At 39.2% G+C, this 15260-nt stretch carries 8 protein-coding genes; all 8 read left to right on the forward strand.

Features of this window, described 5'->3' with window-relative positions; translation table 11 throughout:
* Positions 1-31: 31 nt before the first annotated feature.
* Complete coding sequence (locus NSCAC_RS05725; protein ID WP_197743883.1) at positions 32-1642, forward strand: MFS transporter; 1611 nt, start codon at positions 32-34, stop codon at positions 1640-1642.
* A gap of 8 nt (positions 1643-1650) precedes the next feature.
* Entirely contained in the window at positions 1651-3306 is a 1656-nt protein-coding gene (locus tag NSCAC_RS05730; RefSeq protein WP_232086010.1) for an efflux transporter outer membrane subunit, read from the forward strand.
* Between the two features lie 5 nt (positions 3307-3311).
* On the forward strand, positions 3312-5144 hold the full coding sequence (locus NSCAC_RS05735; protein WP_232085896.1) for an efflux transporter outer membrane subunit: 1833 nt from the start codon (positions 3312-3314) through the stop codon (positions 5142-5144).
* 31 nt (positions 5145-5175) lie between these two features.
* Positions 5176-6375, forward strand: a complete 1200-nt coding sequence (locus NSCAC_RS05740; protein WP_197743885.1) for an HlyD family secretion protein — start codon at positions 5176-5178, stop codon at positions 6373-6375.
* Positions 6376-6898: 523 nt separating this feature from the next.
* A complete protein-coding gene (locus NSCAC_RS05745; protein WP_197743886.1) occupies positions 6899-8659 on the forward strand; it encodes an efflux transporter outer membrane subunit in 1761 nt (586 codons plus the stop codon).
* A 79-nt stretch (positions 8660-8738) separates the two neighbouring features.
* Positions 8739-12032: an efflux RND transporter permease subunit gene (locus NSCAC_RS05750; protein WP_197743887.1), complete on the forward strand. Its 3294-nt coding sequence runs from the start codon at positions 8739-8741 to the stop codon at positions 12030-12032.
* A gap of 3 nt (positions 12033-12035) precedes the next feature.
* Complete coding sequence (locus tag NSCAC_RS05755) at positions 12036-13649, forward strand: efflux RND transporter periplasmic adaptor subunit (protein WP_197743888.1); 1614 nt, start codon at positions 12036-12038, stop codon at positions 13647-13649.
* 159 nt (positions 13650-13808) lie between these two features.
* On the forward strand, positions 13809-15257 hold the full coding sequence (gene gndA / locus NSCAC_RS05760; protein ID WP_197743889.1) for an NADP-dependent phosphogluconate dehydrogenase: 1449 nt from the start codon (positions 13809-13811) through the stop codon (positions 15255-15257).
* The last annotated feature ends 3 nt before the right edge of the window (positions 15258-15260 follow it).

Consider the following 15260-nt stretch of genomic DNA (forward strand, 5'->3'; position numbering starts at 1 on the left):
TAGTTATCACTCTTACATAAAAATATAAAATATGGCCAAATTAACAGCAATTTTTTCTAGAAGACTCCGTGGTTGGCGCTTTGTTTTATTCAACTTTGCCCTAGGTCTTGGAAATATCTCAGCAGCTTTTATGGCACCTACCTATCTTGCTATAGAGCCTCATACTGCAGGCGATTTAGAAGGAACATTCGTTAGTTTTGTCATTTGGTCGCAAACTTATTTCTTCCTTGCGATGACGCTTGGTTTTCCAGTTGGTCGTGTCTTAGCAGAGCGGTATGGAAATTATCGAGTCTATATTGTCTCAATGTTAATACTTGCGGTTGCTTGTTATTTTTGTGCCATTAGCCCAGGCTATCTAGAGTTTATGTATAGCCGAATTTTACTTGGGCTTTGTGCAGGCATTAGTTTACTCTTGGGCCAAGAATTAATGCTTAATGAGTATCCTGCTCGATCCAAAATAACTGGTGTAATTATCTGGGGGATACTTAGCGTCATGCTCTTTGGCATGGGACCTCCTATAGGAGGTTGGCTAGCTGACGAGGTTAATTGGCGTTATTTGTTTTATATTAACGGATTTATTGCCCTTATTCCTGCAGGATTAATAGGTGCTTTATTATATGATCGGGGATTTCATCGAGTTTACCGCCCATTTGATTTTGTAGGATTTCTGCTCTTTGCCGCTTTGGCCTATGGAATTCAAGCATTAATCAATATGGGTAATGATTTTGATTGGTTTGAATCCCCATTTCTCCGTCGTGTGCTTCTTTTAACTCTCATTATATTCCCCTACTTTATCATCTGGACAAGCGGTCAACGCCATCCTTTAATAGATCTCAGCTTATTTAAGCGTCGTACATTTGTCATAGGGTTAATCGGTGTATCTATAGGTTTTTTTGCGGCTCAAGGATTATTTTCCTATCTTACACTTCGGCTTCAAACAATCATGGGATATACATCTACCCTTGCAGGACAGGAAATTTTCCCTCTTTTACTCCTTACGGTACCAGCAGCAGTAGGCGTAGCGTTGTTTAGTAAATATGTTGATCCACGACTACTTGCGAGTTTAAGTTTACTAGGGTTTGCAGCCACATGTTATTGGTTAGGCATGTACGATCAACCTGGATGGTATGAACAAACTTTTTGGCCTGTTTTCTTTATGGGAATTTTCTTCTTTTCCTATATGGGCCCACTAACAGCAATCGCTCTTCGAGGATTATCCAATGTTCAACTGATACGAGCGGCAGAAACCATTAATATGTTTCGAATTGCCTTTGGTGGTCTAGGCATTGTTTCCGATGGAATTATCGAGTATCGCCGTACTCCTTATCACCAGCTCCACTTAGCAAATCACTTTGGAGGAAGACAATATGCTTCCTATGATGTATTAGAACAATTTTCTGAGAAGCTTGATAAGTTAGGGTTAGACCAAGTATCTATTATTGCAAGAGCTGGCAGGTTAATCCATGAAGAGGCTGGAGTTTTAACAGTAGCAGATGCATTTTTGCTTGGATCATTCACTTTACTCGGATTGGCTACTTTAGTTTGGTTTGTTCCTGCTAATAAGCCTCCTATAATCCCGCCTACCCCTATTCAAGAAGAATTGCTTGAGGAAAAAATAGAAACTGCAGAAGTAACTGATTAATTGAATTGATGTTTACTCAAGCCACTTTATTAGAAAATGTGCGAAACTATTTCAGTATAATTATAGGTTGTATACTGCTTACTGATGGATGCGGCTGGATTCCAGCAAAAAAATATCAAGCTCAATATATAGAACCTTTCGATGTAAAAAATACAATTGCTCGAAATCATCGTAGAGAAGAAGTTTTTCCAGACTGGCCGCAAGATCATTGGTGGGAAGAATTTAAAAGCTCAGAACTAAATGAGCTTATTGATATTGCATTAGCAGATAATCCAGGGCTTAGAGCAGTCGCTGAACGGTTACAGGTGACTAATGCAGCAGTACGTGTTGAAAGTGCAAGGTTACTTCCCTTCTTAGAAGCAGAAGCAGTGTTCAAATCAGAACGCTTAGTTGAGGCTACTGATGTAGTTGGAGTGAATCCCTTACCTGGAGGAGAGATTGAATTTGATCCAAATATAGGAGCAGATATTAGATCTAATTTAGGCGGTGGATTCGAAACTGAATTTAATCCACCCGATGGCGAACAAGAAACAATTACTTTAGGTGAAATAAATCCTATAGGACTTCGTTATCAGCTAGATTTTTGGGGAGAAAATCGTACCCGGGTAGAAGAAGCACTAGGGCAGGCAATGGCAATGGAAGCAGAGCTTGCCCATATGCGATTAACCTTAACAACAGCCATTGCCCGTGCTTATTTTCAGGGATTAGCTACTTATCAACAGTTAAATTTGCTCCATGATATGATAGGTCTTCGTCAAGATCTTTTAGATCTGGCTAAGATTAGAGTACAACTAGGAATCGATGATTTTAGATCAGTAGTAGAGGCAGCAGCTAATCTTGAGGAAATTTATAAACAGGAAGCAGAAACCAAAGACTTACTTGCATTTTACCAATATCTCATTGCTAAATTAATCGGACATGGTTCAGATGCAGGAGAAAATCTTTTTATTGATTCAACAGTCACTACTCCTCAAGGTATCCCATTACCTGATACTATACCTAGTGGACTTCTAACCCATCGCCCTGACTTAGCAGCGGCTATGTTCCGTGCTCAAGCAGCAGCAAAAACAGTTCAAGTAGCTAAGATTCAGTTTTTACCTACTATTGATTTACGCAGTTTCACTGACATTAATGCAACAACACTTGTTGAAGATACAGGATCATTGCCACGCACTTTATTTTCAAGGCCTAGCTTATCCTATGGAGGAGGTGTTGGTCTCAGATTACCTTGGTTTCAAGGAGGTCGGCTTCGAGCAGTGCTAGAAGCACAGCGTGCTGAATATAATAACGCAGTAGAAACCTATAATGATACATTACTTAATGCATTAAAAGAGATTGCAACAAGTTTAAATACTTGGCATCAAACTCGAAAAATTTTGGAATCTCAGCATCGCCTTCTTGTTTCAATAAAAGAGAATTGGTATTTAAGCCAAGTTAATCTGCAAACAGGCTTAGATGATCGCCGAAATTCCTTAGAGCACCAATATGCTGTATTAGATCAGAAGTTTGATTTAAGGGGTATTGAAGCTGATGAACTTACTGCTATGATTAGCCTCATTGAAGCATTAGGAGGTGGTTACCCTTATTATATTGATACTCAAGAAATCAGTACTAAAATAGAGCAAAAAAATAGAATGCAAAGATCAGCTCAACTTATCAATTAAAAGCTATGTATACACGCCTTAACGTTTACTTTCAATTCCAACAACGGTTGAAGTCGTCTGCTATTTTAATCATGGTGTGTATCGCTTTAATAAGCGGATGTGCTTGGTTGCCTAAAGGTAACCCCCATACTAAATTCTTAGTACCCACAGAGATAAAAGAAACTGTTCTCCATGAACGTCATGTGGATAAAACCTTTCCTGATTGGCCAAAAGATTATTGGTGGGAAGAATTTAAAAGTCCGGAACTCAACGATCTGATTGTAAAAGCGCTTGCTGATAATCCAGGACTTAAGGCAGCACATGAGCGGCTTCAAGCAGCAGATTCTCTCGTTAAAGTTCAAGGAGCAGCATTACTTCCATTTTTAGAGGCGGAAGCTGAATATACTGCCGAGCGACTTTCAGAGCATGGTGTGTTTGCTGCATTAAATCCAGAGGTTGCAGGGATTACCTTTGATTTAGGTATAATTAACCCTGTGGGATTTCGTTATGAATTGGATTTTTGGGGTAAAAATCGTTCCTTAATGGAAGCTGCATTAGGTCGTTCTTTAGCAGAAATGGCAGAAAAAGCCCAAGTACGCTTAGAGCTAACTACTAGTATTGCTCGTTCTTGGTTCCATGGACTGGCCACTTATCAACAGCTGCAGCTGGTCTATAAAATGATAGAAATTAGGAAGGAGCTTTTACAGCTCGCTAAAATCAGGGTACAACTAGGCGTAGATGATTTTAGATCAGTGGTGGAAGCAGCCACTGAGTTAGAAAATGAAAACAAGCGAGAAGCAGGAACTAAGGATTTACTTGAGTTTTATCAATATATGATTGCTAAGTTGATAGGACGCGGTCCTGATGCAGGAGAAAAACTTTTTATCAACTCGACTGCAACTATTCCTCAGGGAATTCCGTTACCTGATACTATACCTAGTGGGCTTTTAACCCATCGTCCAGATCTAGCAGCAGCTATGTTTCGTGCACAATCTGCTGCAAAGATGATAGAAGTAGCGAAAACTCGATTCCTACCTACTATTGAATTACAAAGTTTTGTCGGGATTAACGCATTAACAGTAATAAGTGCTGCAGGTGGTGCTGGCGCCTTTCCTGGTGCACTTTTTAACAAAGGTTCACTAGCTTATGGTGGCGGACCTACTTTTCGTATGCCTTGGTTTGAAGGAGGTCGTCTCCGGGCAGAACTAGGGGCACAACGCTCAGAGTATGATAATGCAGTAGAAACGTATAATGATACTTTGCTTGAAGCACTAAGACAAATTGCAGAAAGTTTAAGTGCATGGCATCAAACCCGTAAAATCCTTGAAGCCCACCATAGATTATTAGTTTCTGTTCGTGGGGATTGGCATTTAAGCCAAGTACGACTACAAACTGGACTAAATGATAGACGGGATGCCTTAAGACAACAGTATGCAGTACTCAATCAACAATATGAACTACGAGGTATTGAGTCTGATGAACTCTCTGCCATGGTAGAAGTGATTGAAGCACTAGGTGGTGGCTACCCTTATTATATTGATGACAAAACTAAAGAGCTTGCTTATGGACATGGTGATGAAGATAAGAGAGATAATTCTTCTAAAGAAAAAGAACCTGAAGAAATTAAGGCTACTCAACAGGGAATAAAAAGCCCTGAGAAGATTAACGATAAAGAGAAAAATGATTTACAACAGGCAAAGAATAATAAAAAATCAGCTAAGCAAAAAAGTAATAAGGCACAAGATGTTAAAGAAACAACTAAACCAAAACGTCGTATAAGAATGAAAGCGAAGAAAAGAAGAGAGGAAATGGCAGGAAATGATGCTAATGAGCATATAGAAGTAACTGCAAAGGATTAGTAAAAATTTGTTTAACTATTAAGTTTTTAACATGAGTACAACACCCTCTAGAATTCACCCCAAAGCAATTCGTGCTAGGCGTAATCGTAGATTAGGGCTATTTACCCTAACTATACTAGCAATTGCAATTATTTATGCAGGCTACTGGTGGTTTTATGCACGCTTTTGGATATGGACAGATAATGCATTTGTGACCGGTAACCTTATCCCTTTGGAAGCCCAAGCCCATGGAATTATTACGCAAGTATTAACTGAAGAAACTCAAATTGTAAAAAAGGGTGATTTGTTAATTACTTTAGATGCACACGTAGCACAAGCTGATTTAGGTCGTACCCAAGGTAGGCTTGGAGAAACAGTGCGTAAAGTTGCTGGCCTTTTTGCTCAAAGACGAGAAGTGGAGCAAAGACTTCAGTCTCGATCAGCACAGCTTGCATTAGTACGCCATGACGTTATTCGTTACCGTAAAGCACTGCCTAGCGGAGCAATTTCTAAACAAATCCTCCAAAATGCAGTGGATAACATGAATTCGCTGCAAGCAGATGTCATGGAAATTCAATCCCAGCTGGACGCAATCGTTTCTCAAGTAGGAAAAACTACGATACGTGAGCACCCCTCAGTCATAACTGCTAAAAATGAGATGATCAGTGCCTACCTTGAATATGTACGACAAAATCTACTAGCACCTTCAACTGGGTTGGTTGCTAAGCGCAAAGCCCAGGTTGGAGATCGGGTAATGCCAGGGAATTTGTTATTGACTATTGTGCCTTTAGATCACGTATGGGTGGAGGTAAATGTACGAGAGACTGAGTTACGTCAAATTCGTCCTGGCCAATCTGTTCTTGTATATGTAGATACTTACGGAGATCACTATACTTACCATGGCACTGTTGAAGGTATCGTTCCAGGAACAGGGGCTGTATTTGCTTTATTACCTCCAGATAATGCAGTAGGTAACTTTATTCATATTGTTCAGAGAGTGCCTGTACGTATAGGACTCCCGAGAGAGGAGCTTTTGCAACATCCTCTTCGCCTTGGTCTTTCTACTATTACCCATATTCACGTAAGTGAAAAAGCACAGCCACTTATTAGTTCTACTGCTGATTATTCTACCCAAGAATATAAAACAAATATTTATGATAATGAGTTAATAGATGCAGAAGCAATGGCTAAAGGCATAATCGATAGTAATATCGCCGTAGAAGGTTTAGATGAAGAGGTAGATATGACTTAACTAGTAATTTTTTTATAAACTATTTTAGTATGTGATTCCTAAATCACATACTCTCTCGCTATTAAAGATTAAATTCCATATCTAACTAAATTAGTTCTTTTAAACTGAAATATGGGGAAATATACCTTTTTTTTATAAAAACCAGCCTAAAACACCATATAGTGTTTGAATTCAACTAAAACCTTAGTTAAAATAAACCCTCTATTTTTTTCTCTATAACTATAAATTAACTAGAAGCCTATAAGTGGGTTCTCACTATAGAATGATTGTTTTTGTATGAGCACACCTCAACATTTAGAAAATAAAGATTAGGATTTTTTCTAGTATCTATTTACCAACAAAAAATCCTGAGCCTTGAGACATACTAAGAATAATCCATCTCAGCCGCTTCAATGCCTTCTAAAGATGAAAGGCAGCATACCTTCCGCTTTATTTCACCCCACTTATAAGGAGCAGTGCAAATATCTACTGCTTCGCAGACTCAAGCTGATTTGCTCACTTTAACTATTAAAAAACTAAAACTATGAGTAGACACAATACTTGTGATAAGAAAAGATATCAAAAAGTTCATATTTTAATATCTTGCTTTTCTAATTTTCGCATCTTTATTCAGAATAGTTGCATATTCTTATCTGCACTTCTCTTAACTGGCTGCATCAACGGTGCTATGAGTATCGATTTAGCACCTGGTTATAAACCTGAAGAATTTATTCTTCCGGACTCTTGGAGAGGGTCTGGTCCATTTGCTAAAGCTAATCCTTCTGATGGAGAAATACGCCCTGACTGGTGGAAACTCTATGAAGATCCCACATTAGATGAGCTTGAAGCTCAAGCGATGGAGGCTAATCCAGACTTACATGCTGCTGCTGAGCGGTTTATGCAAGCTCGGGATATGATGATGAAAAGTTACTCCAAACTCATACCTCAAATAGGTTGGGGATTTGATGCATCAGGTAATAGACAATCTGATGATGCCCTGTGGCGAGGTATAGGGGAGCACTCTGAAATGGGTACCTCTATGTTTACAGGAGGTGCAGGCTGGGAGCCAGACTTTTTCTCAAGAATTCGTAATAGAACCAGAATTGAGATTTATCATGCTGAAGAGCTAGCCGCTGCTTATGCTTTAGTACGTCTAGGTATACAAGCTGAACTTGCAAGTAATTACTATTTATTGCGGGGCTTAGATGGGCAAGAAGCTATTTACGATCAATCTATTGATTACTATAAAAAATTACTTGGTCTTGTTACAGATAGGTTTGTCGGTGCCCTTGCTCCAAGAATTGATATTACTCGTACTCAGTACTTACTCTATAGTACTGAAGCCAGACAATTGGCTGTTCGTAGAGAGCGCCAAGTTACAGAACATGCCATTGCCGTATTAGTTAATCAATCACCCTCTACCTTTTCTGTTGCTCCTATAGAGCAATTTCCTAATATTGACTTTAAATTACCAACTCATCTTCCTTCTACTTTACTTGAAAGACGACCAGATATTGCTGCCTCTGAGCGCAAAATGGCACAAGCAAACCGAGTGATTGGTATCGCTCGCGCTGCTTTTTATCCCCATGTAAATTTTAGTATGTTAGGCGGATTTGAAGGAGGATTTAATTTATTTGAGGTAGCCAGCAGCCTTTGGTCTTATGGCTTAGAACTTGCTTTACCTATTTTTAATGGAGGTTATCGTCGAGCTCAAGTACAACAAACTTGGTCTGCTTATCGACAAACCGTTGATGAATATCGCTCCACTGTGTTAAATGCGTTTCGAGAAGTAGAAAATGATCTCAGTAGAACTACCCTAATTACTGCTGAGATGAGGAAACTAGAAGACTCAGTAAAAGCTGCAGTAGAAACCCAAAATCTAACTGCCAGTCTTTACACCGGCGGATTAGCCACCAGTCTTGATTTGCTCCTTGCTCAAATTCAAACCTTAGATTCTCGAATTGATTTAGTAGAGGCGAAATCAAGAATGGCTCGATCTACGGTAGATCTTGTACGTTCTTTAGGTGGTGGGTGGAATCGCAACGGATTACCTACAGATAAAGAAATACAGCCTATGGAAGTCCTGCAATACACTGACTTAGATAAGGCTCCTCAAGCGGGTGATGTAAAAGTACCTGCTACTAAAAATGGGGACTATAACAAAGCTTATAGTGATCTTTCCCACCCTGTTCCTATTTCTCCTAATAACGCAACACCAAAACCAGTGTTACAAAAAGAGAAAATTTCTGATCAAGGAACCATCCTCAGACAGGAACAACCTGCTATTAAAGAGGTTAATCAATGATTTTGATAGGTAGTTGTTGCCAGTATATGACGTATTTAAAATACAATTTCCTGACTTATATCCAGGTTAAAAATCTATTATGAATCAACTCGTTGTCGTTGCCTTAAAAAGGCCTTATACATTTGTTGTTCTTTCTATTTTAATTATTATTCTTGGGATTCAGTCGGTGCTTAAAGCAGCTACTGATATTTTCCCAAACATCAAAATCCCAATTACTTCAGTAGTATGGGCTTATGATGGAATGCTCCCACAGGATATTGAGGGGCGTATCACTTATATTTTTGAGAGATTTTTAACCTCTACCGTAGAAGGAATTAAATATATTCATAGCCATTCCTATTTTGGTAGTAGTATTGTTAATATCTTTTTGCAGCACGAAGTAGATCCAGCACAAGCTGAAGCAGATATTACTGCAATTTCTCAAACGGTAGTGAATTTCTTACCTCCTGATATTGCTCCACCTATGGTAATGAAGTTGGCTCCTTCATCTGTGCCGGTGGCTACTATACAAGTTACTTCAGATACCCTATCTCCTGCAGATCTATATAATCTTTCAGTGATGCGGATTCGCCCTCTATTAGTTACTGTAGAGGGAGCAATTCTCCCCCATCCTTATGGGGGACAAGATATGACGGTAGGTATTGCCATTGATCGGGATAAACTCCTTGCCCGACACCTTACCCCTGCAGATGTCCACGAAGCAGTTAATCGTCAAAATTTAGTACTTCCCGGTGGGGATATGAAAATCTATTCTACTGATTGGGTAGTATTGACCAACTCCTCCGTACTTACTATCGAAGATTATGAAAAAATTCCTCTTAAAAGAGAAGGAAATAATTATGTCTATCTTCGTGACGTAGCAGATGTGAACCTTATGGGGAATGTGTTAAAAAATGCGGTTATCGTAGACGGTAAACAATCTGTGATGATTGTAGTGATGAAAAGTAGTGAGGCCTCTACTTTGTCTGTGGTTCAAGGAGTAAAAGATATTATTCCACGACTTGAAACTGTGGTTCCTAAAGATGTGCACATTAAGTTGGTAAATGATGCCTCTACCTTTGTAAAAGAATCAATTAATGATGTGGTGCACGAAATTATTATTGCTGCTGCCTTAGTAGGTACCATTGTATTGGTACTACTGGGATCATGGCGACCCACGGTTATTATTGCTGCCACTATTCCTTTATCTCTCTTAACTGCTTTAATTGCTCTCTATTATACAGAGGAAACAATTAACGTAATGACTTTAGGAGGATTAGCCTTATCTGTAGGGGTATTGGTAGATAATGCTACGGTAGTTATTGAAAATATGGATACCCATATTCACATGGGGAAACCGCTGGAGACTGCAATTTTAGATGGAACGAGGCAGATTCTTCTACCTACTTTTGTCGCAACACTTGCTATTGGTATCGTTTGGCTTCCCTTATTTGGATTAAGTGGTGTTTCTGGATTTTTATTTGGTCCTATGGCAAAAGCAGTAATTTATGCCATGCTAGCTTCTTTTTTCCTTTCCTATACTCTAGTGCCAACCATGGCAAAGTATATTCTCCATGATCCAAATGCTCCTGACGATCATCTCCACCCCGATCGCCCAGAAATTGATAAATCTGCTCAAGAAGTTTATGAGCTAACAGAAAGGGAAACGGAAGAAGAAGCTCTTCATAATGTGGGTGGTACCCATTTTGCGGAGTCCGTACCTGATCTAGAACAAGAGAAAAAGCCAAAAGGGATTTTTGTTCAAATTGGTCAGAGTATTGATCGAGGTTTTAATCGATTTCGTGATGGCTATGGTAGTCTACTAGAAAAATCCATGGCACGCCGTAATTTTACTGTGATTGTAATGCTTGCAATTGCTTTAGGCTCTTGGGTTTTATTCGCTTTTAATGGGCGAGATTTTTTCCCTGAAGTTAAAACCGATTCTATGCAGATGCACGTTCGATTCCCTCTGGGTACTCGAATTGAAGTTTCTGATCGGATTTCTGCATTAATAGCAGAAGATATTAGAAAATTACTTCCGGACAAAGTAGAAGATATTATCAATAACTGCGGGTTACCGGTAGGTCCTCATAATCTTGCGTTTATCCCCACGCCTACTATTGGCTCTCAAGATTGTGACGTAACTATGTCATTAACTAATCCTAAGTCCCCAATTTGGGAATTTAGAGAAGTATTACGTAAAGGGCTAACAAAACTTTACCCAGGGAGCGAGTTTACTTTTCAACCTTCAGATTTAACAGGAAAAATTCTTAATTTTGGTTCACCTGCTCCCATTGATGTACAAATTAATGGTCCTGATCAAGTGGATAATTTTGAATATGTACGTAAACTTCATGGTCTATTAAAAAATATCCCAGGGGCACGAGATGTGGTGATCCAACAAACCATGAATACCCCTACTCTATTGGTCGAATCAAATCGAGCTTTTGGGCTTGGCGTAGATATTCATCAAAAAGATTTCGGCGACAATATGTTGATTGCTACTGCAGGTAGTTATCAAATTGACTTAAATTTTTGGTTAGATAGGGCTACGGGAATGGCTTACCCGATTAATGTCCGTATCCCTCAGCCTAAGCTTAAGGAAGTTAACCAGTTATTAGCAGTACCTATTCAAAGTAATGAAGGTAAAGAAGGGCGCAATAAACTACAGCTGCTAGGGAATGTGGGCACGGTAAGCCCTATTGGTACTCCTGGGGTAATTACTCATGCAGATATTATGCCTTTATTCGATATTTATGTTTCTCCAGAAGGACGAGATTTGGGATCTACCTTAGAGGAGGTACGAGAAATTGTAGATAGTGTAAAAGATGAACTCCCTCATAGTGCAGCGGTTGAAATAGAAGGACAAGCTATTCTTATGGAGAGTGCTTTTGCAGAAATGATTATCGGTTTAGTTGCCTCAATTGTATTAATCTACTTATTAATTGTCGTTAATTTCCAATCTTGGCTTGATCCCTTCATTATTATTACTGCACTTCCCGGTGCTTTAGGGGGGATCGCTTGGATGCTTTTCCTGACCCATACTAATATTTCGGTACCTGCTTTAACAGGAGCGATTATGACTATGGGTACCGCAACGGCAAACTCTATTTTAGTAGTCTCTTATGCTCGTGAGCGGATTGAAATACATGGCGAAGCGATTAAGGCTGCACTTGAGGCTGGCGTTGCCCGCTTCCGTCCAGTATTAATGACTGCATCTGCCATGATTGCAGGTATGATTCCTATGGCAACCGGTAATTCACAAAATGCCCCTCTAGGACGAGCAGTGATTGGTGGTTTAACACTAGCCACTATCTTTACTTTAATTTTCGTACCATGCGTTTATGCCATTATTTACCATCGGCGCTCTGCAGCTACCCAATCAGGAGAATAATTCGTGAGTAAAAATTTTAGTTCAAATGGATCTTGGCGTAGCAAGATCCTAATTATTGTTATTATACTAGTCCTTGGTCTCTATATAGGCTATCGGGTATTGAGTGCTAAAAAAGAAGCGATTGCCATGCGGGAAGAAACCCTTGAGATGGCCACTCCTGCGGTAACTGTACTGTATCCTTCTCCCGTTCAACCAGAAGAAACCATTGAATTGCCGGGTAATTTTGTAGCTTGGCATCAAGCACCTATTTATGCTCGAGTAGCAGGTTACGTAGAAGAGTGGTATACCGATTACGGTGCGAAAGTTAAAAAAGGGGATTTATTGGCTATCTTAAATACTCCAATGATTGATGCGGAGTATAAAATGGCTGAAGCAGAAGTAGCTGCAAAAGAAGCGGAATACAACCTAGCTGTAGTAACTAAGGATCGTTATGTAGGTTTGGGTAATACTAACGCTGTTTCTATTCAGTCGGTAACAGTTCAACAAGCTAATGAAAAAGTAAAAAAAGCAGAGCTTAAAAAAGCAGAACAAGAGCTTGAAAATATTCAAGCACGAAGACAATTTAAACATATTATTGCTCCTTTTGACGGGGTTATCATTTCCCGTAACGTTAATATGGGAGACTATGTAAACGAAACAGGAAGTTTAAGTTTAAAGGAAGGAGAAAATGGCGAGGTTAATATTTTTACGGTTGCTGATATTCGTAAAATGCGACTTTTTGTCAGTGTCCCAGAAGCATTTGGTCCCTTTCTTAAGCCAGGACTTACTGCTGATGTTATGGTACCACAATTTCCAGATAAGCAATTTAAAGCTAAGTTCTTAACAAGTGCTGAAGGATTTGATACCAGCACTCGTACTGCTATTACTGAATTCGTTATATACAATGATGATAAGGATCATTTACTCTGGCCGGGTACTTACGCTACTGTACGTATCAACGCACCTACCCGTAAGGGAGCACTAGTTATCCCTACTACTTCTATGGTTTTTGTAGAGAATGGAGCTACTGTTGCGGTAGTTACTGATGATAATCGAGTTCACTATAAACCTATTAAAATCAAAAGAATTTATCCTACAACATTCCAAATTGAAGGAATTTCTAAAAATGATCGAATTATAGATAACCCCAGTGCTGCCTTATTAGAAGGAGATGAGGTACACATTGTAAATAACCCTGCAAAGGGTTATATCATCTCTCCAATTAAAAACTCAGGATCAGAGAAAGATACAGCTCATAATCAACAAATTTCTTCTTCTAACGAATCTTCAGCAAAAAGTGAATCAGCATTACCTTACAATATAGGTCCCTATCGCTTTAAAGTGGCTTTGAAATCAAAGCAAGCTACTATAGGTAAAAATATCATGGTGATTTATCTTCAAGATGAAGAGAGCCATCCTGTAGAGAATGCTAGGATTCAGGTATCATCTCAAGATAGTGAATTTAGGCAACAAATTCGTATGGATGCTAAAGAAGTAAAACCAGGGGTTTATGGAGGCGTATTGGAAGTACCTGACGAGGGAAATTGGCCGCTTACTTTAAAGGTTCAAATAGAAGGAGATAATCTCTATCAATCAGAATTAGATATAACCACAGGGTATCCGATCACTCTCGGTTAAAATAACCTGCCATCCCCTTTTCTAGGGGGTAAAAATCAAACTACCTAAAACCCTTAGAGTTGCTTTTTGCAACCTAAGGGTTTAATTTAATTAAATAGTATTAAATATGTATTAGTAATACGCTAATAGCTTCATAAATATTAATTGGAGTTGAGAAATATGGCTGAAACACAAAAAACATCGGCAGATATTGGTATTGTAGGTCTTGGTGTAATGGGAGCTAACTTAGGTCTGAACATTGCTGAAAATGGATTTACTGTAGTTGCCTATGATCGGGATTCTAGCAAAGGTTCTCACCTTACAAATATGGCTCAAGAACAGCTCTCAGATCCAAGTAAAATCAATGCTTATAATGATATTACTCAATTTATTATTGCTTTAAAAAAGCCAAGAACTATTCTGATGCTTGTGCCTGCAGGGGCTCCTGTAGATGCAGTTATCCATGATTTTGCTCCTCACCTTGAAGCAGGTGATATTATGATTGATGGGGGCAATTCTTTTTTTAAGGATACTAATCGTCGAGTTGAGGAATTAGCAAAGAAAAATATCCATTTTATGGGAATGGGTGTCTCTGGTGGTGAATCAGGTGCTCGTCATGGACCTAGCTTAATGCCCGGTGGGGATCGTACTGCTTGGGAACATGCAAAACCTATACTAGAAGCAGCAGCAGCAAAAGCAGATGGAGAGCCTTGTGTAGGCTGGTTAGGTAGAGGTGCTGCCGGTCACTATGTAAAAATGGTACATAATGGTATTGAATATGGCTTAATGGAGTTGATTACTGAAAGCTACGATATTATGCATCGTGGGCTTGGTTTAAATTTAGAGGAACTTCATAAGGTTTATAAGGAGTGGACCAAAGGCCCAATGGGCGGATTTCTCATGGAAATTACTGCTGATGTATTAGTACAAAAAGATCCTTTAGGGGATGGTTATATTCTTCCTAAAATTTTAGATACAGCACACCAAAAAGGAACAGGGCTTTGGACTTCAGAGGAGAGTTTAACCTTGCAAGCACCTACTCCCGTTATTGATGCAGCAGTTACCCAACGAGTACTTTCATCTACTAAAGATCAACGGCTACAGGCAAGTCAAAAGCTAGCAGGACCTAAATCCAGTATTTCTTTTAATGGAGATAAAACTGCATTTATTGCTGAGTTAGGTAATGCACTTTATGGGGCAATGATGCTCACGTACGCTCAAGGTATACATCTGCTTCAGGTAGCTAACAAAGCTTATGATTATGGATTAGTACTAGAAACAGTCGCAGCAGTTTGGCGTGAGGGATGTATTATCCGCTCCCAGTTGCTAAAAGATTTACGCAATGTTTATCGAAATAGCCCAGATCTGATTAACCCAATTCTAGATACGAATTATAGTGCTAAGATAGTCAATACTCAAGAAAATATACGCAAAGTAATTACCACCGCTACCCCTTGGGGATTACCTATTCCAGGATTTACTTCTGCTTTAAGTTATTACGATACTTATCGCAGTGCCCAATTACCTGCTAATTTACTTCAAGCTCAACGAGATTACTTTGGTGCCCATACCTTTGAACGGGTAGATCAGGAAGGTACTTTTCATATTCAATGGTCTACAACGGAGTAAATT

This window comes from Candidatus Nitrosacidococcus tergens (assembly GCF_902810445.1).
Lineage (GTDB): Bacteria > Pseudomonadota > Gammaproteobacteria > Nitrosococcales > Nitrosococcaceae > Nitrosacidococcus > Nitrosacidococcus tergens.

Bases quoted from the DNA above. Each gene is read 5' to 3' on its own strand.
- NSCAC_RS05725 (WP_197743883.1), top strand. From the start codon at position 32: ATGGCCAAATTAACAGCAATTTTTTCTAGAAGACTCCGTGGTTGGCGC.
- NSCAC_RS05730 (WP_232086010.1), top strand. From the start codon at position 1,651: ATGTTTACTCAAGCCACTTTATTAGAAAATGTGCGAAACTATTTCAGT.
- NSCAC_RS05735 (WP_232085896.1), top strand. From the start codon at position 3,312: ATGTATACACGCCTTAACGTTTACTTTCAATTCCAACAACGGTTGAAG.
- NSCAC_RS05740 (WP_197743885.1), top strand. From the start codon at position 5,176: ATGAGTACAACACCCTCTAGAATTCACCCCAAAGCAATTCGTGCTAGG.
- NSCAC_RS05745 (WP_197743886.1), top strand. From the start codon at position 6,899: ATGAGTAGACACAATACTTGTGATAAGAAAAGATATCAAAAAGTTCAT.
- NSCAC_RS05750 (WP_197743887.1), top strand. From the start codon at position 8,739: ATGAATCAACTCGTTGTCGTTGCCTTAAAAAGGCCTTATACATTTGTT.
- gndA (WP_197743889.1), top strand. From the start codon at position 13,809: ATGGCTGAAACACAAAAAACATCGGCAGATATTGGTATTGTAGGTCTT.